Raw genomic sequence first — 19822 nt, forward strand, 5'->3', positions numbered from 1 at the left:
GATGAAAAAGACATTGATCCTGCTGGCAATGGTAATTGCGTTGGTGGTCCTGCCGTTCTTTATCAATCACGGCGGTGAATACGGTGGCTCTGACGGCGAAGCGGAAAACCAGATCCAGGCAGTTGCGCCGCACTATGAACCATGGTTCCAGCCGCTGTATGAACCCGCGAGTGGGGAAATCGAAAGCCTGCTGTTTACCCTGCAGGGATCGCTGGGGGCAGCGGTGATTTTCTACATTCTGGGCTACTACAAAGGCCGTCAGCGCAATGATGACCGGGCTTGACCGACTCAGCTACCAAAGCCGTTGGTTTCACATCGCGCCAGAACGGAAATTCCTGTTCTGGCTGCTGCTGATGATTCTGGCTTTCAGCCTGCCGCCGTTGGGGCAGGCCCTGCTGATGGCGGGAACGGCGGCGCTGACCTGCTGGCTGCTGCGTATCTCTTTGTGGCGCTGGTGTCGCTGGATGGCCCTGCCGCTAGGGTTTCTGCTGGTGGGCGTGCTGACGATTGTGTTTAGCGTGAGCCGCGATGCGCATACGCTGCTGGCGAGCGTATCGCTTGGCGGGTTTCACCTGGGCATTACCCAGGTTGGGCTGACTACCGCCAATGAGACCTTCTGGCGCAGCCTGGCAGCGCTGTCAGCGACATTCTGGCTGGTACTCAATTTGCCGTTCCCGCAGCTTATTGTTCTGCTCAAACGGGCGCGCGTGCCGCGCCTGCTCACCGAGCAAATCCTGCTGACCTGGCGCTTTATTTTTATTTTGCTGGATGAGGCGATGGCCATTCATCGGGCGCAAACGCTGCGCTTTGGCTACCGCAATGTCCGCCTGGGCTACCGCTCGCTATCGATGCTGGTCGGGCTGCTGTTTACCCGCGTACTCATTCGCTATCAACAGATGAGCACGGCGCTTGATATCAAACTGTATCAGGGTGATTTTCACCTGTAAGGAATACCATGCTGGCGACCAGCGACCTCTGGTTTCGTTACCAGGACGCACCGACGCTCAAAGGGCTGACGCTGGATTTTTCTCGTCAGGCCGTCACCGGTCTGGTGGGGGCGAACGGCTGCGGGAAATCAACGCTGTTTATGAATCTCAGTGGCCTGCTGCGCCCGCAGCAGGGGGCGGTGTTGTGGCAGGGAAAACCGTTGGATTACAGCAAACGTGGGCTGCTGGCGCTGCGTCAGCAGGTGACCACGGTATTCCAGGATCCGGATCAGCAAATCTTTTATACCGATATCGATAGCGATATTGCCTTTAGCTTGCGCAATCTGGGCGTGGCGGAGGATGAGATCGCGCGGCGCATTGATGACGCATTGACGCTGGTCGATGCCCAGCATTTTCGCCAGCAGCCGATTCAATGCCTAAGCCACGGGCAGAAAAAACGCGTGGCGATTGCCGGGGCGCTGGTGTTGCGGGCGCGCTATCTATTATTGGATGAACCGACCGCCGGGCTGGACCCTTCCGGGCGGACGCAGATGATTGACATCATTAAGCGTATCGTCGCGCAGGGCAATCATGTGGTAATTTCCAGCCACGATATTGATTTGATTTATGAAGTCAGCGACGCGGTATACGTGCTGCGCGGTGGCGAAGTATTGGCGGCAGGCACGCCGGGTGAGGTATTTTCCCGACGCGAGCTGATTGAACAGGCCGGCCTAAGCCAGCCGTGGCTAGTTAAGTTGCACGCGGAGCTTGGGCTGCCGCTGTGTAAAACCGAGGCGGAGTTTTTCCGCCGTATGCGTGAAAAAGGAAACGTATGACCCAGGCCATTATGCTGCAGGGCACGGCATCCGACGTCGGCAAAAGTATGCTGGTGGCGGGGCTGTGCCGGATTTTTTATCAGGATGGCCTGCGCACCGCGCCGTTTAAATCGCAGAATATGGCGCTTAACTCTGGAATTACTCCGGATGGCAAAGAGATGGGGCGGGCGCAAATTTTTCAGGCCGAAGCCGCCGGGATTGCGCCGGATGTACGTATGAACCCGATTCTGCTTAAACCAACCAGCGACCGTAAAGCGCAAATTGTGTTGATGGGCGAGGTGGCCACCAACATGGATGCCGTTAGCTATCACGATTACAAGCCGCGGCTGCGGGAGCAGATCCTTGAGGTTTACCAAAGCCTGGCGCAAGAGTATGACGTGCTGGTGCTGGAAGGGGCGGGTAGCCCAGCGGAGATAAACCTGCGCGACCGCGATATCGTCAATATGGGCATGGCGGAGATGGCACAGTGCCCGGTCATCCTGGTTGCGGATATCGACCGGGGTGGCGTTTTCGCATCCATCTTCGGCACGCTGGCGCTGCTGCATGACCATGAGCGGGCCAGGGTAAAGGGCGTCATCATTAATAAGTTTCGCGGTGACGTAGCGCTGCTTTACTCCGGTATAGAACAAATTGAGGCCTTAACCAACGTGCCTGTGCTGGGGGTAATGCCGTGGCTGGAGGTCGACCTTGAAGACGAGGACGGCGTGGCGCTGCAAAAAGGTAAATATCGGGGTGCCAGCCAGCGTGAAGTTGATATTGCGGTGATACAGCTACCGCATATTTCTAATTTTACCGATTTTAACGCCTTAGCAGCACAGCCGGATGTGCGCGTGCGCTATGTCCGCCACGCCGACGATCTGGCTGGGGCCGACATGATCATCCTACCGGGCAGCAAAAATACCCTCGGCGACCTGCTGTGGCTTCAGGAAAACGCGCTCGCGCACGGTATTTTGCAGGCCCAGCGACAGGGCGTACCGGTGTTGGGAATTTGCGGTGGTTATCAGATACTGGGCGATACGCTGATTGATGAGGTGGAGTCAGGGCTGGGGACGCTGCCGGGGTTAGGGCTGCTCAATACCGTGACCCGTTTTGCACCGACTAAAATCACCACTCAGGCAACGGCCATACTCAATGACGCACTGCCGGGTTGGCTGGCGGCGGTATCGGGAATGGCGCTACGCGGTTATGAAATTCATATGGGGGAGACCACGCTGCTGGATGGTGTTTGCCCTTTGATGCAGCTGTGCAAAGATGGTCAACATCACGCTGATGGTGCAACAAGCGAAGATGGCCTGGTATTTGGCACCTACCTTCATGGCCTGTTTGATAGCGATGCGTTTACTCGTGCGTTGGTTAATGGTCTGCGCAAACGCAAAGGGTTAATGGCACTGGACGGCGACTTCCACTACGCCCATTACAAAGCACAGCAGTTTGATATTCTGGCGGAGTCTATGCGTCAGCATATTGATATTGAAAAGATTTATACGATTATGCGGGAGCATCAGGAGCCGTAGCGGCAATGACGTGCCATTCGTGAGAGTGGCACCAGCAGTTTATGACAGGCAAAAAAAAACACCCAGTAGGGTGTCATTTTAATTGGTTGCGGGGGCCGGATTTGAACCGACGACCTTCGGGTTATGAGCCCGACGAGCTACCAGGCTGCTCCACCCCGCGTCCGTCTTTACTCTTCCATCGAGTAAACTTGCATCAGATTGTAATTGGTTGCGGGGGCCGGATTTGAACCGACGACCTTCGGGTTATGAGCCCGACGAGCTACCAGGCTGCTCCACCCCGCGTCCGTCATTACTCTTCCATCGAGTAACGTTGCTTCTGATTTTCACTTCTTTTTAATTGGTTGCGGGGGCCGGATTTGAACCGACGACCTTCGGGTTATGAGCCCGACGAGCTACCAGGCTGCTCCACCCCGCGTCCGTGGATGCGCACTATACTCTGCTGAGCTTTTGATGCAACTCATTTTTGAGATAAATCACTCATTTTTTTATAGGTTGTATGTATACGACACGATTGGATTATTTTTTGTACAAAATTATTGCTGGCTGGCGTAATCGCATTTCAATACCCCTGGCGGTTTGTTATCTTCTTCGGGCACTTTCGATTATGCGGAAAATAGAAGACACCATGAAAGGACGTTGGGTTAAGTATGTAGCAACCGGGGCAATGCTGGCGATGTTGGCAGCCTGTTCGTCAAAACCGACCGATCGCGGTCAACAGTATAAAGACGGGAAATTCACCCAGCCTTTCTCACTGGTCAATCAACCTGATGCTGTCGGCGCACCGATTAATGCGGGCGACTTCGCCGAGCAGGTAAACCAGATTCGTAACGCCTCTCCGCGCCTGTACGGCAACCAGAGCAACCTTTATAGCGCCGTGCAGCAGTGGCTGCTCTCCGGTGGCGATACGCGCACTATGCGCCAGTATGGCCTCGATGCCTGGCAGATGGAAGGCACCGATAATTACGGCAACGTCCAATTCACTGGCTACTACACGCCAGTAGTGCAGGCGCGCCATACGCGTCAGGGCGAGTTCCAGTATCCGCTTTACCGCATGCCGCCGAAGCGCGGCAAGCTGCCATCTCGTGCCGGAATTTATGCCGGGGAGTTGAGCGATAACTACGTGCTGGCCTACAGCAACTCCTTGATGGATAACTTCATCATGGATGTGCAGGGCAGCGGATACATTGATTTTGGTGATGGCTCACCGCTTAACTTCTTTAGCTATGCCGGGAAAAACGGCTGGGCATATAAAAGCATCGGTAAAGTACTTATCGATCGCGGTGAAGTGAAGCGTGAAGATATGTCGATGCAGGCGATCCGTCACTGGGGCGAAACTCACAGCGAAGCGGAGGTTCGTGAACTGCTGGAGCAGAACCCATCGTTCGTCTTCTTTAAACCACAATCTTTCGCGCCGGTGAAAGGTGCGAGCGCCGTGCCGCTGATTGGCCGCGCATCGGTGGCCTCCGACCGCAGCATTATCCCGCCGGGCACCACCCTGCTAGCGGAAGTCCCGCAGCTTGATAATAACGGTAAGTTTAACGGTCAGTATGAGCTTCGCTTAATGGTGGCGCTGGATGTGGGCGGCGCGATTAAAGGCCAGCACTTTGACATCTACCAGGGTATCGGTGCAGATGCCGGGCATCGCGCGGGCTGGTATAATCACTACGGCCGCGTGTGGGTGCTGAAGACAGCAAGCAACGCAGGCAATGTTTTTAGCGGCTAAGTCCGTTATCTCCCCGGCTGAGGTTTGCCGATGCCGGGGAGGCATTAATGAAGAAATTTGAGGTTTTATGTCTGTTATCAGTGACGCCTGGCGTCAGCGTTTTGGCGGCACGGCGCGTTTATACGGTGAAAAAGCTCTTCAGGTTTTTGCCGAGGCGCACGTATGTGTCGTGGGTATTGGCGGCGTCGGCAGCTGGGCGGCGGAAGCGCTAGCGCGTACCGGCATTGGTGCCATCACGTTGATTGATATGGACGACGTGTGCGTCACCAACACCAACCGCCAGATTCATGCCCTGGGCGGCAACGTCGGCTTAGCGAAAGCCGAGGTGATGGCGGAGCGTATCCGACTGATTAACCCTGAGTGTCGCGTCACGGTGATCGACGATTTCGTCACCCCTGATAATGTGGCGGAATATATGAGCGTAGGCTACAGCTATGTCGTCGATGCGATTGACAGCGTGCGACCGAAAGCGGCCCTGATTGCCTACTGTCGTCGCTTCAAAGTGCCGCTAATCACCACCGGCGGTGCGGGTGGGCAAATTGATCCGACGCAGATCCAGGTCAGCGATCTAGCGAAAACCATCCAGGATCCGCTGGCAGCGAAGCTCCGCGAGCGGCTGAAAAGCGACTTCGGCGTGGTGAAGAACAGTAAAGGCAAACTCGGCGTTGATTGCGTATTTTCCACCGAAGCGCTGGTTTATCCGCAGTCGGACGGTTCAGTATGCGCGATGAAGAGTACGGCGGAAGGGCCAAAACGTATGGACTGTGCGTCCGGTTTTGGCGCGGCGACGATGGTCACCGCAACCTTTGGCTTTGTCGCGGTATCCCATGCCTTGAAAAAGATGATGGCAAAAGCGGAGCGTCAGGCCAGCGCTTGACGGGCAGCTTGGGTCATTGCCTCGCTCAGGGCTGCCAGGCCCTGACTGCGTGAGGCGCTAAGCTGGCCGCGAAGGCCCAGTTCATCAAACAGCGCCAGCGGCTCGGATGTTAGAATCTCCGCTGGCTGCTTGCCTTCTGCGGCGGTCAACAGCACGGCCAGCAGACCACGTACAATCCTTCCTTCACTGTCGCCAAAAAAGTGCAGCGCACCGTTTGCTTCCTGCGTATACCCCAGCCAGACGCGATTTTCACAGCCTGGAATTTCCTGCGCCTGGGCTTTGTGTTCATCCGTCAGTGTTGGCAGCTTTTTACCCAGCAGAATCAGCTGGCGGTATTTATCTTCCCACTGCGAAAGCGCCGCAAACTGCTGGCGCAAGGTTTCAGGCGTTATCTCAGTGCCAAACGGATGCTCGGCTTTTAACGTTGTTGTCATTAATCCACCAGAAGTTCGAGCGCCCGATCGACGGCGCTGACCAGCGCGTGCACGTCGTCTTGCGTGTTATAAGGGGCGAACGAGGCGCGTAGCGTACCGCTCACGCCTAATGCTGCCAGCAGCGGCTGAGCACAGTGCTGACCGGCGCGCAGCGCAATACCGTACTCGGCCAGCAGCGTCACCATGTCGCTATGGTGTACACCAGCAAAATCGAAGGCCAGCAGGCTGGAGTCCTGACAGCGGAATGACCGGAAACCCGGGCGTTTCGCCAGCTCTTCTTCCGCCAGCGTCGCCAGCCCTCGGCTCCAGGATTCGGCCTGTTGGATATCGATCTCTGCCAGCCATTCCAGCGCCGCGCTCAGGCCAATGACGCCCGCAACGTTTGGCGTACCGGCTTCCAGGCGATATGGCACCGGCTGGGTGGTAAAGCCGTCAAACGTCACTTCACTGATCATCTTCCCGCCGCCTAACCACGGGGTCATGGCGTCGAGCAGCTCGCTTTTGCCGTACAGCGCACCGATGCCGGTTGGCCCGTAGAGCTTATGGCCGGAGAAAGCGTAAAAATCGATATCCAGCGCCTGAACGTCCGCGGGGAAATGGACCGCACCCTGCGCACCGTCGACCATGACTACCATGTCAGCCTGATGGGCAAGAACAATGGCACGGGCCAGATCCGGACATCCACCGGTGACGTTGGACATCTGCCCGAGCGCCAAAATGCGGCTCCGCGGCGTGATAAGCGTGGCGAGTTGCGCAACGTCTGGCAGCCGGTCGTCAGCCAGCGGCAACTGGACGATTTTCGCCCCCGTCTGTTCGGCGACCATCAGCCACGGCACCAGGTTAGCGTGGTGCTCGGCAACGCTGACGATAATCTCATCGCCCGGCTGTAGCCGCGGACGGGCGTAGCACTGCGCTACCATATTGATGGCTTCGGTGGTGCCGCGCGTCCAGACGATATCTTTCCCGCTCGGCGCATTGAGTAAACGCGCGACCTGATCACGCGCGGCTTCATATCGCTCGGTTAAGCGCTGCGCCTCGGCGAACTGGCTGCGATGAACGTTACCGGCGCTGAGCGAGTAAAAGTGATTTGTTGCCTCGATAACGGCCTGCGGCTTTAACGCGGTAGCGGCGCTATCAAGGTAAACCCCGGCATCGTGCAGGGCGGGAAACTGTGCGCGAAACTGCGCGGGGGAGAACGCGTTCATGGAATTCCTCATATCAATAAGGAGATCGTCGCGCAAAATGCGCGTTGATACAAGGCTTGTGCTCATCGTCGGAATTATCCGGAACTGCATACGAAGCCGTGTCAGTGTCTTATGCTGTTTAGTGTTGGGGAAATATTAATCCCTGTTGTTAATCTAATATTGAATAGCATAAGTCGCTTTAAGGAGAAAAAAATGAAAAAGACTGCCGCCGTACTCTCTGCTTGTATGCTGACTTTCGCGCTGAGCGCCTGCGCGGGGCCGAACTACGTGATACACACCAATGATGGCCGAAGCATCGTGTCTGAAGGGAAACCGCAGACGGATAATGATACCGGTTTGATTTCGTATAAAGATGCGAACGGTGTGAAACAGCAGATTAACCACAGCGAAGTGAAAGAGATGGTTGCGCTGGAGAAATAAAGAGACGATCGTCCAGGCAAAAAAAAGCACCGCAATTAGGCGGTGCTACATTAATCACTATGGACAGACAGGGTAAATGTACAGGAAGTGAAAAAGGGTAGCCTTGCTACCGTGATCTGAATTGCAGACCAATTGCAAACACAACAACACAACATCACAACCGTAAGCCAAAAGCCCTTCAGAACACGCATTCCAAAAAAAGCTTCTCGTTCCGGCTCAGGAAGTGCCGCCATGATAGGTATTTGCTGGTAGAAGCTCAACGGACAAATTATAATGGCTCAGATAAAAAAAACTAATAGGTTAACTGTTGTTTCCTATTTGTTAAAATCAATTAACAATTGAGTTCTGGGACCATGTCAAAGCGTTTGCCACCACTTAATGCATTACGTGTATTTGATGCAGCCGCACGCCATTTAAGCTTCACTCGCGCGGCCGATGAGCTTTTTGTGACGCAGGCCGCAGTAAGCCACCAAATCAAGTCTCTTGAGGATTTTCTGGGGTTGAAGCTGTTTCGGCGGCGCAATCGTTCTCTGCTTTTGACCGAAGAAGGGCAGAGCTATTTTCAGGACATCAAAGAGATCTTTTCGCAATTAACGGAGGCAACGCGTAAACTACAGGCACGAAGCGCGAAAGGGGCGTTAACCGTCAGTTTATTGCCCAGTTTTGCTATTCAGTGGCTGGTGCCGCGTCTCTCAAGCTTTAACTCAGCTTATCCGGGAATTGATGTCAGAATCCAGGCCGTAGACCGTCAGGAAGACAAGCTGGCGGACGATGTCGACGTTGCTATTTTTTATGGTCGCGGCAACTGGCCGGGGCTCAGAGTGGAAAAACTGTACGCCGAGTATTTACTCCCCGTCTGTTCTCCGCTGCTGCTTACCGGCGATAAAGCGTTGAAAACACCTGCTGACTTGGCAAAACACACGCTGCTGCACGATGCATCTCGCCGCGACTGGCAAACGTATACGCGCCAGCTCGGCCTTAACCACATCAACGTTCAGCAGGGGCCTATTTTCAGCCATAGCGCAATGGTGCTGCAGGCTGCCATCCATGGACAGGGCGTTGCGCTGGCGAATAACGTCATGGCGCAATCTGAAATTGAAGCGGGCCGCCTGGTGTGCCCGTTTAACGATGTCCTCGTGAGCAAAAATGCTTTTTATCTGGTTTGTCATGACAGTCAGGCAGAACTGGGTAAAATAGCGGCCTTTCGTCAGTGGATTCTGGCGAAAGCGGCTCATGAGCAAGAAACTTTTCGTTTTCGATACGATCAATAAATGAATTTAGGGTAATACCATGACCAGCCGTTTTATGCTGATATTTGCCGCAATCAGTGGCTTTATTTTTGTGGCACTGGGCGCGTTCGGCGCACACGTGCTGAGCAAATCGTTAGGCGTTGTTGAGATGGGCTGGATCCAGACCGGTCTGGAGTACCAGGCATTTCACACCCTGGCGATTTTTGGCCTTGCCGTGGCGATGCAACGCCGTATTAGTATTTGGTTCTATTGGAGCAGCGTATTCATGGCGCTGGGTACCGTGCTGTTTAGCGGTAGCCTGTATTGCCTGGCGCTCTCCCATCTCCGCCTGTGGGCGTTTGTGACTCCGGTAGGTGGCGTGAGCTTCCTCGCCGGCTGGGTTTTGATGTTGATTGGTGCGATTCGACTTAAGCGTAAGGGTGTGGTTCATGAATAAGGTTGTGCTGTATTGCCGCCCTGGGTTTGAGAAAGAGTGTGCTGCAGAGATTACGGACAAAGCCGGGCGTCGCGAAGTATTTGGCTTTGCGCGCGTCAAAGATAACTCTGGCTACGTGATCTTCGAATGCTATCAGGAAGGCGATGCTGACAAGTTGGCGCGTGATCTGCCGTTTAGCTCGCTGGTCTTTGCCCGTCAGATGATTGTGGTGGGTGAGCTGTTAAAAGATCTGCCGCCGGAAGACCGCGTGACGCCTATCGTAGGCATGTTGCAAGGTGTGGTGGAGAAAGGTGGCGATCTGCGTGTTGAAGTGGCTGACACCAACGAAAGCAAAGAGCTGATGAAATTCTGCCGTAAGCTCACCGTGCCTCTGCGCTCGGCGCTGCGTGAAGCTAAAGTCTTAGCTGCGTATGAGACAACCAAACGCCCAGTCGTGCATGTGTTCTTTATCGCTCCGGGCTGCTGCTACACCGGTTATTCTTACAGCACCAATAACTCGCCGTTCTATATGGGCATTCCGCGTCTGAAGTTTCCGTCCGACGCACCAAGTCGCTCGACCTTGAAACTGGAAGAGGCGTTCCACGTCTTTATCCCTGCCGACGAGTGGGACGAGCGTTTGGCCAACGGTATGTACGCGGTCGATTTAGGTGCCTGCCCAGGCGGCTGGACCTATCAGTTGGTGAAACGCAACATGTGGGTTTCTTCCGTGGATAACGGCCCGATGGCGCAGAGCCTGATGGACACCGGCCAGGTGACCTGGCTGCGTGAAGATGGTTTCCGCTACCGCCCAACCCGCAACAACATCTCGTGGATGGTGTGCGATATGGTTGAGCGCCCAGCGAAAGTGGCCGCGCTGATGGCTGAATGGCTGGTCAACGGCTGGTGCCGTGAAACTATCTTTAACCTCAAGCTGCCGATGAAAAAACGCTATGAGGAGCTGTCTCACAACCTGGCGTATATCCAGGAGAAACTTGACGAGAATGGCATTAATGCGCAAATCCAGGCGCGTCAGCTGTACCACGATCGCGAGGAAGTGACCGTTCACGTTCGCCGCCTGTGGGCTTCCGTAGGCGGTCGTCGCGACGAGCGTTAAGTTTTATTTCTTTCGCCAAATGGCCCGCCTTGGTGGGCCATTTTTGTTTCAAATGATAAGCGTTTGTCGGGCCTCCATCCTGGCATCGGAAATAATGTGGGTCACATCATCGAGGTGACCGATGCGCGCTTCGCCCGAACGGTTGAATTTGCTTTTATCAATCAGCAGCAATGATTGTGATGCCCGTTTAAGCAGTAACGACTTAAAGTCGGCGTTAACGGTATTGGAATCCCAAAGCCCGCCTTCACGATCGATCCCTTCGCAGGAAAAAATAAACAGGTCGATATCTAATGGTTTTAGCTGTGAGACCAGGGAGGGATTCACGTAGCAGCCATACTTTCGTTCAAGCTGGCCGCCGGAGCTAATAAGCTGAATCTGCTCGCGCTTTCCTAGCTCAAGGCAGATAGGGTGGCTATTGGTAAAAACCTGCAGGTCGATATCAGGCAGCTGTCGCGCCAGATACCAACACGTTGAGCTCGCGTCGAGGGCAATGACCATGCCGGCTTCTATCCAGGCGAGTGCTTCCCTGGCAATATCGGCTTTGTGCGCAAAGTGGCTTTTCAGCCGCATGTGGAAAGGATCGCCGCTATCCTGATTTTCTCGATGGATATACTTCGCCCGTCCATGGTTGCGTAGCACCTTGCCCTGCGTCTGGAGTTCGCTGAGATCGCGACGAATGGTCTCTTTGCTGACGTTAAGCTGAGCGGACAAAGCATCAGTTGTCATGCTTTTGTGCTGAATGAGCAGGTCTACTATCGCTTGCTGGCGTGCCGTTTTCATCTTTTTCACCCCATCATTCGATACGCGCCCGCATCGGGCGGGCGCACCGGCATGAGACTACGGTGTTACTCCTTTTTTTAAAAGAATATTCCCATACTTGGCACACTCACCTGTGATAACGATCGCAAAGGCTTTTTGCGCCCGCTCGTAAAACGCATAGCGGTCAATGCGGGATATTTCTGGGCAGGGGGACAGGAGGGAAAGCGCCTCGCGGTAGCGAGCTTCTACGCTGGGGTCGAGAGAATCGCCTTCTACCGCCGCCATCATCACCAGCGGTGGTGCATAGCTGTCGAGTTCAAACAGTGGAATGATGGCCTGCAGTAGCTCGCTAACCTTCAAACCGTCGGCGCGAATAACCTGCGGCCCCATACTGTGCGCTGGAAAATGGGCGTCAGAAAAAATGATCTCATCGCCGTGGCCCATTTCGGCCAATACCTTCAGCAGATCTGGGGAGATTAATGGTGAAATCGTTTTCAGCATTTCAAGCTTCCTTAATCAGTTCGGGTTCGGTTTGTGGATAGAAGTATCGGTATTGATAGTGCACCTGCGCTCTGGCCTGTTCCGGGCTGGAAAATTCCCCCACGCCGAACCAACCAAACATCGCCGCGCCCGCCACTGTGGTTTCGGCGTCATCCAGCACCTTGATGGGCATGTCGAGCATGTTGGCTTTGATCTGATTCCACAGCGTGTTACGGCTTCCTCCACCCACCATCAAAAGCTCCGTGGCTTTAAAGTGGCCGATTTGCTCCAGCGTGCGCAGATTTTGCGCAAGCTGTTCGCTGAGCCCTTCTAGCGCTGCGCGATAGAAATGACCGCGAGTCGCGTTTAGCGTGACTCCCTGCCATCCGGCATTGTGGTTTGTCAGGAGTTCGCAGTGCATTTTCACCCCCTCAGCCCCTTCCGGAATCAGGCGAGCCTCTTCAATGAGGGTTTGCCAGGGGGTTTGTGGCGTCCACAGTAGCTTGCGCACCCATTCGAGCACGCCTGAAGCCAGCCACTGCATGCCTGGGTTATAAAGCCCCGGTTGGCTATCCAGCTCGCAGGTCGATCCCACGTATTGGCTAAGCAGCGAGGTGCTGACCTGGTTGCTACGCACCATCAGGATTTCCCAGGTACCAGAAGAGAGCACGGGTTCATCCTGCTCGGCTCCTGCGCCAAAGAGGGCAAACTGTGTATCGTGCCCGGCTGAAATGACCGGGATCCCGACCTGAAGTCCCAGGAGCGCGGCGGCGGCAGGCTGAAGTGTACCGATGAGTTCACCGGCTTCTACCAGACGCGGGAACAACCGGCGCGGCAGGTCAGCGGCCTGCAATATTTCCTCACTAAAGTCGCGTTGATGAATATTCAGCATCTGGCTGGTTCCCGCCATGGTGAGATCGGTGGTGAATTCACCGGTCAGGCGATGGTTAATCAACGACGAGATAAATAGCCAGGCGTGCGCCTGTTCTAACAGTTGTGGGTGATTTTCTTTCAGCCACACCAGTTTATAGAGCGTGTTGAAGCCAAACGCGCCGACACCAGAAAGCTCCTGAAGCCTGTGTTGTGGAAGTAGCCGTTCGATATTTTTCATCACTTCAGCGGTACGCGGACACTTCCAACTGATAACGGGATAGAGGATCTGGCCATTTTCATCGACCAGCGCGCCATCGACGCCGAATGTGGTGACCGTAATGCCTCGCACCCGGCAGTTTGCTAATTCGGTCGCTAGCGTCTGACAGCAGTCTGCCAGGCGCTGTAAGATGGCCTCTAGCGACCACTGATGCCAGGTGCTGTTTTCTGCCGCCATTTCACTGGCGTTTACGGTAGCGGCACGGGCGACAATTTTTCCCTGGCGGTTGACGGCAATTGCCCTGACGTTGGTCGCGCCGCAGTCGAGAACCAGGATAACATCTTGTTTCATAAAGACTCCTGAAACATCTCTGGAGAATCCAGCTAACAATGCTGCCCAAAATAGCGCCCTTCCTGTATCAGGAAGGGCGCTGCGTATTAACGTTTGTACAGCGGGCCGTAGTTCTGACAGGCACGATAATCCTGACCTTCGCTATCCATGCCGTGTGCCGACCAGGAAGAAGGGCGATAGATCTGCGACTCTTCCACGTTGTGCATGCAGACCGGAATGCGCAGCATTGAGGCTAACGTAATAAAGTCAGCGCCGACGTGACCAATAGTCAGCACGCCGTGGTTAGCCCCCCAGTTAGCCATCACCGAGTAGACATCAGTGAACGGCCCTTTACCGGTCAGGCGCGGTGCAAACCAGGTGGTTGGCCAGGTGGAGTTGGTGCGTGCATCAAGCTGGTCATGCATCTCTTTTGGCAGCGCCACGCTCCAGCCTTCGGCAACCTGGAGTACCGGACCCAGACCTTTAATGATATTGACGCGGGTCATCGTAAACGGCACGCCACCTTCGGTAAGGAAGCGAGAGGAGAAACCGCCGCCGCGGAAATATTCATGAATCGCCGGGCACCACTCGGTGGCCGCGAGGCAAGCATCGGCTTCCTGCTGGCTGATTTCCCAGTGCGGCTTCATGGTCGGTTTGCCCTCGCTATTGCGCTGCTTGCATGAACCGTCCAGTGCCGCTGAGCCAGAGTTGATCAAATGGATAATACCGTGCTCAGCCAACCCGCTGAGGGGTTTTCCGGTAACACGCTGTACTGCTTCTGGTGACCAATAGGTGCGGACGTCGGCGAAGACCTGCGCGGTGCCGGTAAGCTGGTGGCCCATCAACATGGCTACACCGTTAAGGCTGTCGTTTTCGGTGGCGACGACAAACGGTTCGCGCACGCCGTTCCAGTCAAAGGAACTGTTCAGTAGCGCTTCGGCGGTATCGCCGTTAGGGTATTGATCGGTCCAGTGGCGCTGGCCCTGGAAGCCCGCCGCAATGGCGTTATAGCCGAGCGACTCCTCAACCAGCCCTTTATCCGCCAGCTTTTTATTACCCTGCATCATGTCGCGAATGCACATTGCCATTAGCAGGCTCTCTTTGAGCACTGCGCGGCTTTGTGCCTCGTTGCGCTTATATTGCTGAGCGTTTTGATCTTCGCCGTAGCGGAAGTTTTTGTCCGCCCACGCGAGCGCCATTTCGAGTTCCGCTTCGTCATAGATTTTCTGGTCGATGCGGCGGCGTAGTTCGGTCATATCTACCGCTTGTACCTTCATGCCAAGCCAGGATTCAAAGAAGTTATGGTCAACAATCGAACCCGCAATCCCCATCGATACGCCGCCAACGGAGAGGTAGCTTTTGCCTTTCATGCTGGCTACCGCCAAACCGGCGCGGGCGAAGCGCAGCAATTTTTCTTCAACGTCGGCAGGAATAGAGGTGTCATCCGCATCCTGAACGTTGTGACCGTAGATAGAGAATGCCGGAATGCCTTTTTGGCTATGTGCTGCCAGCGCGGCCGCCAGATAAACGGCACCAGGGCGCTCAGTGCCGTTAAAGCCCCAGATTGCTTTCGGGCGCATTGGATCCATATCGATGGTTTCGCTACCGTAGCACCAACATGGTGTCACGGTGATAGTCACGCCAACGTTCAAACCGCTGAATTTCTCTTCACAGGCGGCCGATTCCGCCATACCGGCGATACAGCTATCGGCAATGACGCACTCAATTTGCGCGCCGCAGGCGTGGCGGAGTTTCTCCGTGATAAGTACCGCGGTCGCCTTTGCCATGTTCATGGTCTGCTCTTCCAGCGATTCACGGACGCCCATACGACGGCCATCAATCACCGGGCGGATACCAATTTTCGGTAAGCTGATTTTTTTCATTACAGATCCCTCACGTTATTCGGATAAAAGATTAATGCGTTGCCGTTTGTGAACGGAAACGGGCAAAGATGAAGATGACGGCGAAGCACAGGGCCGGAACCAATTCTGCGGTTGGGATATTGCCTGCGGCGTCGCTGACGAAGCCCATAACCGGCGTCACGATACCGCCGCCGATAATGGTCATGACGATGAAAGAGGAGCCATATTTGGTGTCCTGTCCCAGATTTTTGATCCCCAGGGAAAAGATGGTGGGGTACTGAATCGACATAAATGCACTGCACAGCGTTAGCGCTAACAGGCCAAAGTGGCCGCCGCTTAAGGCGGAAATTAGACATAGAATCATCGCCAGCAAAGCATAGGTGGCGAGCACTTTATGCGGCGCGAAGCGGCTGATAAGCCAGGTGCCAGTAAAGCGGCCGATGAAGAAGCACACCATCGTGCCGGTCAGATAGTTAGCGGCAAAACCGGGTGTCATGCCGGGGATCTCTTCAATGGCGTAGCGAATCAGATAACTCCAGCAGGCTGTTTGCGCACCGACATAGCAAAACTGTGCCAGCACCGCCCAGCGCCAGTGGCGAATACGCACCAGGCGGGAAATAGACGCGGAGAATGAACTCTGTGTGGTCTCTGAGTGGTCGTCACTTTGTAGAGCTGGAAATTTAGTGAACATGATCAGCAGGGCAACCAGCAGGACAACTGCCACGATGATCATATAAGGCGTCTGTACCGATAACACCAGACTGTGTTTATAGGTACTGAGCTGCTCTGGCGACATTTTATCGAGCACATCCTGGGATTTATGTGGCACGTTAGACAAAATAAGACTTTGCCCAAATACAACCGCAATAATAGCGCCAAATGAATTAAATGTTTGCGCCAGATTTAGGCGGAAGTGACCACCGTTCTCAGGGCCTAATACCGTTACAAATGGGTTCGCTGCTGTTTCAAGACAACCTAGCCCTGCGGCGATAATAAATAGTCCAATTAGAAATAGTGTGTAATTCATGACTTCAGCTGCTGGCCAGAATAGTGCTGCGCCGAAGGCATATAGGAATAACCCGGTAATGATGCCGGCTTTATAACTCAGCTTTTTCATCAGGATCCCAGCAGGGATAGGAATGACAAAATAACCGAAGTAAAATGCAGATTGAATCAACCCGGCCTGGAAATTAGTTAAGGTAAAGGCCTGCTGAAACTGGGGTAATAAAATGTCGTTTAGGTTATTCGCGACTGCCCAAAGAAAAAACAGTGAGCAAAGCAGAGCAAAAGGAATAATGTAGCGCTGAGCTTGTCCTGCATCCACTGCACGAAAGCTCTGCGTTTGTATTGTTGTATTTCCCATAACATCCTCATTGATTCAGAAGCGTCAGAGTGTGGTCCTTTTTAGCGATCAGACCGTAAAAACAAAAGAGTTCGCTTTTCTTACCTGAGGTAAAGTGATGGTCAGGAATGAACTCGTGAATTCATTTTCGAGTAAAAAAGGCTCTTTAATATGATGACGGTCACATTTGGCGATATGTTGATATTTTTATGTGATAGCTGTCACTTTAATTTCCTGTAAACAATGCCCGTTTGAGAAAATAAATATTAAAACCCACAGTCGGTATGACCGATTTAATTTATTGTTGTGAAAACGGGCATTTATTGGTTGTGGAAAGAAAATGCCCGTTTCTATAAATATTGCTAAGAGCGGTCATTTTTATCACGGTGATTTTTTAAGTGCAGCAAAGTATTTTAGGGGATTAATTGATGGTGGTCACAAAATAAAACCCAGGGAATTCCATTATGGCTCTTCAATATGATGATGGTGAGTAAGTGGACGGTTAATTCAACAGAATCAGCAACGTTATTCTGTTGTGGCATTAGCATCATCAAGAGAGGTCATAAATGGAACGAAATACACTAGCACGGCAGATTATTAATACCTGCCTGGAAATGACGCGTCTGGGATTAAATCAGGGCACTGCAGGTAACGTCAGCGTGCGTTATCAGGGGGGGATGCTTATCACCCCAACGGGGATCCCGTATGAGAAGCTGACTGAAGCGCACATCGTTTATATCGATGCCGAGGGGCATCATGAAGAGGGCAAATTGCCATCAAGCGAATGGCGCTTCCATATGGCTGCCTATCAGACGCGCCCGGATGCACATGCGGTGGTGCATAACCATGCCGTGCACTGTACCGCTGTTTCTATTCTTAACCGGCCTATCCCGGCCATTCATTACATGATTGCTGCCGCCGGAGGGAACTCCATCCCCTGTGCCCCGTATGCCACCTTTGGCACGCGTGAGCTGTCCGAGTACGTCGCCGTTGCCCTGAAAAACCGTAAAGCGACGCTGCTGCAGCACCATGGGCTTATCGCCTGCGAGGATAATCTGGAAAAAGCCTTATGGCTGGCACATGAAGTTGAAGTGTTGGCACAGCTATATCTCAGCACGTTGGCGATTACCGATCCGGTTCCGGCGCTTAGCGATGAGGCGATCGCCATCGTTCTGGAAAAATTCAAAACCTACGGGCTGCGTATTGAAGAGTGATGTCGCGAGACACACGGGAGAAGGGCAATGGCTAACAGAATGATTCTGAATGAAACGGCGTGGTTTGGCCGTGGGGCGGTCTCGTCGCTTTGTGATGAGGTTAAACGCCGCGGCTATCGCAAGGCGTTAATCGTCACCGATAAAACGCTGCTGCAGTGCGGAGTGGTGGCAAAGGTGACGGGTAAAATGGATGAGGCAGGTTTGGCGTGGGAGATCTACTCTGGCGTAATTCCCAATCCGACGATCGGTGTTGTACAAGAGGGGCTGAACGTCTTCCAGCATAGCGGTGCGGACTATCTCATCGCGATTGGCGGTGGGTCACCGCAGGATACCTGCAAGGCGATTGGTATTATCAGTAATAATCCTGAGTTTGCGGATGTTCGTAGCCTCGAAGGGCTGTCACCTACCCGTAAACCTAGCGTTCCCGTCATGGCAATCCCTACGACGGCGGGAACGGCGGCTGAAGTGACCATTAACTATGTCATCACCGATGAAGAGAAGCGGCGTAAGTTTGTATGCGTCGATCCCCACGACATTCCGCAGGTCGCCTTTATTGACGCCGACATGATGGATGGTATGCCGCCTTCACTGAAAGCCGCAACAGGTGTTGATGCGCTGACCCATGCGATTGAAGGCTATATTACTCGTGGCGCCTGGGCATTGACCGATGCTCTGCACATCAAGGCGATTGAGATTATTGCCGGGGCGCTGCGGGGTTCCGTCGCGGGTGAGCGCGATGCCGGTGAAGCGATGGCGCTGGGGCAATACGTGGCAGGGATGGGGTTTTCGAATGTCGGGCTGGGGCTGGTTCACGGTATGGCGCATCCGCTGGGGGCGTTTTATAACACTCCGCACGGCGTGGCGAATGCTATTTTGCTACCCCACATCATGCGTTTTAACGCGGAGTCTACCGGCGAGAAGTTTCGTGATATCGCACGGGCAATGGGGATTAAGGTGGAAGGGCTAAGCCTTACGGCTGCGCGAACTGCGGCAATTGATGCTGTCTTTGCGTTAAACCAGGATGTTGGCATCCCGCTACATCTGCGCGATGTTGGCGTCAGCAAGGAAGATATCCCGGCGCTGGCACAGGCGGCGTTTGAAGATGTGTGTACGGGGGGAAACCCGCGCGAAGCCCGTCTTTCTGATATTGTCGAGCTGTATCATACTGCCTGGTAGTGTTGTATTCGGCATATCAACGCCATCAGCTTGTCTGATGGCTTTATGTTTTTCAGGCTGTGCGAGGCAGCCTTAGCTGCTGTAAATTCCCGTCGATATGGAGATCGGTTTGCAGGCGCGCGATATCCCGGCACAAAAACGCCATTTCCCGATGCTCCACGAGTTTCTTGCGCCACTTTTCGGGCACGTCTTCCAAACGCTCATACAGTGCTTCCAGAGTCCCGAACTGTACCAGCAGTTGGGTGGCGCTTTTGGCACCGATGCCTGCCACGCCAGGGACTTTTGAACTGCTTATCCCTGCCAGCCCCCAGAAGTCGGGAAGTTGCTGTGGCAACACGCCAAACTCTTTTTCGATAAATGGGGAGTCCAGCCAGCGTTTTTGAAAATAATCGCGGATTTGTAGCGTCGGTGATAGCAACTGGCAGTAACCCTTGTCGGTAGACACGATAGTTGCCTGGTGCCCCGCCTGAGTCACCTTTACCGCTAGAGTAGCGGCCAAATCATCGGCTTCATTGCCGGTTGAAACCCAGCACTGTACGCCGCGTTGTTCGAATGCCGCGCGCAGGGCGGGCATTTCCGCGTGTAGCGCATCGGGCATGGGGGCCCGCCCCGCTTTATAGTCCGGGAGTCGCTGATGCCGCCAGCCGCTGTTACGGGCTTCGTCATCAAACACCGCCACCGCATGCGTTGGCTGACTGTGAACGATCAGCAGATCTAACGCGTGCTGGCAGGTTTCCACGCAGGGTGAACCCTGAACGGCGTGGATTCGGCGGATTAAATTGAGCGCGTCAACGATAAGCAAATGAACGGCCACGCGGTGTTCTCCTTAACTGAACGGGTGCTAAGGGTAACATT

20 protein-coding genes and 3 tRNA genes are annotated in these 19822 nt (G+C 54.2%); 12 read left to right on the forward strand and 11 right to left on the reverse strand.

The annotated features are described in order from the left end of the window. Window position 1: 1 nt before the first annotated feature. From KP80_RS02955 to KP80_RS02970, 4 genes are read left to right on the forward strand one after another with little or no spacing between them, the layout of a single operon-like run. A complete protein-coding gene (locus KP80_RS02955; protein ID WP_052282095.1) occupies window positions 2–283 on the forward strand; it encodes an energy-coupling factor ABC transporter substrate-binding protein in 282 nt (93 codons plus the stop codon). Further along, complete coding sequence (locus tag KP80_RS02960; protein ID WP_052282219.1) at window positions 270–947, forward strand: energy-coupling factor ABC transporter transmembrane protein; 678 nt, start codon at window positions 270–272, stop codon at window positions 945–947. The genes KP80_RS02955 and KP80_RS02960 overlap by 14 nt, the downstream gene beginning before the upstream one ends. Window positions 948–955: 8 nt before the next feature. After that, window positions 956–1762, forward strand: coding sequence for an energy-coupling factor ABC transporter ATP-binding protein (locus KP80_RS02965; RefSeq protein ID WP_052282096.1), 807 nt, complete (start codon window positions 956–958; stop codon window positions 1760–1762). Further along, complete coding sequence (locus KP80_RS02970) at window positions 1759–3276, forward strand: cobyric acid synthase (protein WP_052282097.1); 1518 nt, start codon at window positions 1759–1761, stop codon at window positions 3274–3276. The genes KP80_RS02965 and KP80_RS02970 overlap by 4 nt, the downstream gene beginning before the upstream one ends. Before the next feature lie 83 nt (window positions 3277–3359). On the opposite strand, the gene KP80_RS02975 is transcribed toward KP80_RS02970, so the two are convergent. The 3 genes from KP80_RS02975 to KP80_RS02985 form a co-directional block, all read right to left on the reverse strand. Then, window positions 3360–3436: transfer RNA gene (locus tag KP80_RS02975), tRNA-Met, on the reverse strand. 45 nt (window positions 3437–3481) lie between these two features. Then, window positions 3482–3558, reverse strand: a tRNA-Met gene (locus KP80_RS02980). A 56-nt stretch (window positions 3559–3614) separates the two neighbouring features. Next, window positions 3615–3691, reverse strand: a tRNA-Met gene (locus tag KP80_RS02985). Window positions 3692–3901: 210 nt separating this feature from the next. Between KP80_RS02985 and mltA the strand changes: the two genes are divergently transcribed. Then, entirely contained in the window at window positions 3902–4999 is a 1098-nt protein-coding gene (gene mltA / locus KP80_RS02990; protein ID WP_052282098.1) for a murein transglycosylase A, read from the forward strand. Between the two features lie 67 nt (window positions 5000–5066). Beyond that, window positions 5067–5876: a tRNA cyclic N6-threonylcarbamoyladenosine(37) synthase TcdA gene (gene tcdA / locus KP80_RS02995; protein ID WP_052282099.1), complete on the forward strand. Its 810-nt coding sequence runs from the start codon at window positions 5067–5069 to the stop codon at window positions 5874–5876. Here the strand turns inward: tcdA and csdE are convergent. Then, on the reverse strand, window positions 5861–6310 hold the full coding sequence (csdE, locus tag KP80_RS03000) for a cysteine desulfurase sulfur acceptor subunit CsdE (RefSeq protein ID WP_052282100.1): 450 nt from the start codon (window positions 6308–6310) through the stop codon (window positions 5861–5863). The two genes, tcdA and csdE, sit on opposite strands and share 16 nt — an antisense overlap. After that, on the reverse strand, window positions 6310–7515 hold the full coding sequence (gene csdA, locus KP80_RS03005) for a cysteine desulfurase CsdA (protein WP_052282101.1): 1206 nt from the start codon (window positions 7513–7515) through the stop codon (window positions 6310–6312). Before csdA ends, csdE begins: the two co-directional genes overlap by 1 nt. Window positions 7516–7707: 192 nt before the next feature. Between csdA and KP80_RS03010 the strand changes: the two genes are divergently transcribed. The 4 genes from KP80_RS03010 to rlmM all read left to right on the forward strand — a co-directional run bounded on the left by KP80_RS03010 (window position 7708) and on the right by rlmM (window position 10714). Continuing rightward, window positions 7708–7935, forward strand: a complete 228-nt coding sequence (locus KP80_RS03010) for a YgdI/YgdR family lipoprotein (RefSeq protein ID WP_035892822.1) — start codon at window positions 7708–7710, stop codon at window positions 7933–7935. A 353-nt stretch (window positions 7936–8288) separates the two neighbouring features. Further along, entirely contained in the window at window positions 8289–9206 is a 918-nt protein-coding gene (gene gcvA / locus KP80_RS03015; RefSeq protein WP_052282102.1) for a glycine cleavage system transcriptional regulator GcvA, read from the forward strand. Window positions 9207–9225: 19 nt separating this feature from the next. Continuing rightward, window positions 9226–9621, forward strand: coding sequence for a DUF423 domain-containing protein (locus KP80_RS03020; protein WP_052282103.1), 396 nt, complete (start codon window positions 9226–9228; stop codon window positions 9619–9621). After that, the gene (gene rlmM, locus KP80_RS03025) at window positions 9614–10714 is read left to right on the forward strand and encodes a 23S rRNA (cytidine(2498)-2'-O)-methyltransferase RlmM (RefSeq protein WP_052282104.1); all 1101 of its coding nucleotides are present in this window, start codon (window positions 9614–9616) and stop codon (window positions 10712–10714) included. Before KP80_RS03020 ends, rlmM begins: the two co-directional genes overlap by 8 nt. A gap of 48 nt (window positions 10715–10762) precedes the next feature. On the opposite strand, the gene fucR is transcribed toward rlmM, so the two are convergent. The 5 genes from fucR to fucP form a co-directional block, all read right to left on the reverse strand. Then, the gene (gene fucR, locus KP80_RS03030; protein WP_052282105.1) at window positions 10763–11494 is read right to left on the reverse strand and encodes an L-fucose operon activator; all 732 of its coding nucleotides are present in this window, start codon (window positions 11492–11494) and stop codon (window positions 10763–10765) included. Window positions 11495–11551: 57 nt separating this feature from the next. Next, a complete protein-coding gene (fucU, locus tag KP80_RS03035) occupies window positions 11552–11974 on the reverse strand; it encodes an L-fucose mutarotase (protein WP_052282106.1) in 423 nt (140 codons plus the stop codon). Between the two features lies 1 nt (window position 11975). Continuing rightward, window positions 11976–13394: an L-fuculokinase gene (gene fucK, locus KP80_RS03040; protein ID WP_052282107.1), complete on the reverse strand. Its 1419-nt coding sequence runs from the start codon at window positions 13392–13394 to the stop codon at window positions 11976–11978. Between the two features lie 86 nt (window positions 13395–13480). Then, on the reverse strand, window positions 13481–15256 hold the full coding sequence (gene fucI / locus KP80_RS03045) for an L-fucose isomerase (protein WP_052282108.1): 1776 nt from the start codon (window positions 15254–15256) through the stop codon (window positions 13481–13483). Between the two features lie 31 nt (window positions 15257–15287). Continuing rightward, window positions 15288–16598, reverse strand: a complete 1311-nt coding sequence (gene fucP, locus KP80_RS03050; protein WP_052282109.1) for an L-fucose:H+ symporter permease — start codon at window positions 16596–16598, stop codon at window positions 15288–15290. Between the two features lie 545 nt (window positions 16599–17143). Between fucP and fucA the strand changes: the two genes are divergently transcribed. Further along, the gene (gene fucA, locus KP80_RS03055) at window positions 17144–17791 is read left to right on the forward strand and encodes an L-fuculose-phosphate aldolase (RefSeq protein WP_052282110.1); all 648 of its coding nucleotides are present in this window, start codon (window positions 17144–17146) and stop codon (window positions 17789–17791) included. 27 nt (window positions 17792–17818) lie between these two features. Then, on the forward strand, window positions 17819–18967 hold the full coding sequence (gene fucO / locus KP80_RS03060; RefSeq protein ID WP_052282111.1) for a lactaldehyde reductase: 1149 nt from the start codon (window positions 17819–17821) through the stop codon (window positions 18965–18967). Between the two features lie 52 nt (window positions 18968–19019). Here the strand turns inward: fucO and xni are convergent, their stop codons facing one another. Continuing rightward, window positions 19020–19781, reverse strand: coding sequence for a flap endonuclease Xni (gene xni, locus KP80_RS03065; RefSeq protein ID WP_052282112.1), 762 nt, complete (start codon window positions 19779–19781; stop codon window positions 19020–19022). Window positions 19782–19822: the final 41 nt, after the last annotated feature.

The organism is Kluyvera genomosp. 1, assembly GCF_001266615.1.
In the GTDB taxonomy this organism is placed as follows: Bacteria; Pseudomonadota; Gammaproteobacteria; order Enterobacterales; family Enterobacteriaceae; genus Kluyvera; species Kluyvera cryocrescens_A.

Coding starts and splice junctions, on each gene's coding strand:
- fucA (WP_052282110.1), top strand. CDS start 17,144: ATGGAACGAAATACACTAGCACGGCAGATTATTAATACCTGCCTGGAA.
- KP80_RS03010 (WP_035892822.1), top strand. CDS start 7,708: ATGAAAAAGACTGCCGCCGTACTCTCTGCTTGTATGCTGACTTTCGCG.
- KP80_RS02960 (WP_052282219.1), top strand. CDS start 270: ATGACCGGGCTTGACCGACTCAGCTACCAAAGCCGTTGGTTTCACATC.
- csdA (WP_052282101.1), bottom strand. CDS start 7,515: ATGAACGCGTTCTCCCCCGCGCAGTTTCGCGCACAGTTTCCCGCCCTG.
- mltA (WP_052282098.1), top strand. CDS start 3,902: ATGAAAGGACGTTGGGTTAAGTATGTAGCAACCGGGGCAATGCTGGCG.
- fucP (WP_052282109.1), bottom strand. CDS start 16,598: ATGGGAAATACAACAATACAAACGCAGAGCTTTCGTGCAGTGGATGCA.
- gcvA (WP_052282102.1), top strand. CDS start 8,289: ATGTCAAAGCGTTTGCCACCACTTAATGCATTACGTGTATTTGATGCA.
- KP80_RS02970 (WP_052282097.1), top strand. CDS start 1,759: ATGACCCAGGCCATTATGCTGCAGGGCACGGCATCCGACGTCGGCAAA.
- KP80_RS02955 (WP_052282095.1), top strand. CDS start 2: ATGAAAAAGACATTGATCCTGCTGGCAATGGTAATTGCGTTGGTGGTC.
- KP80_RS03020 (WP_052282103.1), top strand. CDS start 9,226: ATGACCAGCCGTTTTATGCTGATATTTGCCGCAATCAGTGGCTTTATT.
- KP80_RS02965 (WP_052282096.1), top strand. CDS start 956: ATGCTGGCGACCAGCGACCTCTGGTTTCGTTACCAGGACGCACCGACG.
- csdE (WP_052282100.1), bottom strand. CDS start 6,310: ATGACAACAACGTTAAAAGCCGAGCATCCGTTTGGCACTGAGATAACG.
- fucR (WP_052282105.1), bottom strand. CDS start 11,494: ATGAAAACGGCACGCCAGCAAGCGATAGTAGACCTGCTCATTCAGCAC.
- fucU (WP_052282106.1), bottom strand. CDS start 11,974: ATGCTGAAAACGATTTCACCATTAATCTCCCCAGATCTGCTGAAGGTA.
- fucK (WP_052282107.1), bottom strand. CDS start 13,394: ATGAAACAAGATGTTATCCTGGTTCTCGACTGCGGCGCGACCAACGTC.
- rlmM (WP_052282104.1), top strand. CDS start 9,614: ATGAATAAGGTTGTGCTGTATTGCCGCCCTGGGTTTGAGAAAGAGTGT.
- fucI (WP_052282108.1), bottom strand. CDS start 15,256: ATGAAAAAAATCAGCTTACCGAAAATTGGTATCCGCCCGGTGATTGAT.
- tcdA (WP_052282099.1), top strand. CDS start 5,067: ATGTCTGTTATCAGTGACGCCTGGCGTCAGCGTTTTGGCGGCACGGCG.
- fucO (WP_052282111.1), top strand. CDS start 17,819: ATGGCTAACAGAATGATTCTGAATGAAACGGCGTGGTTTGGCCGTGGG.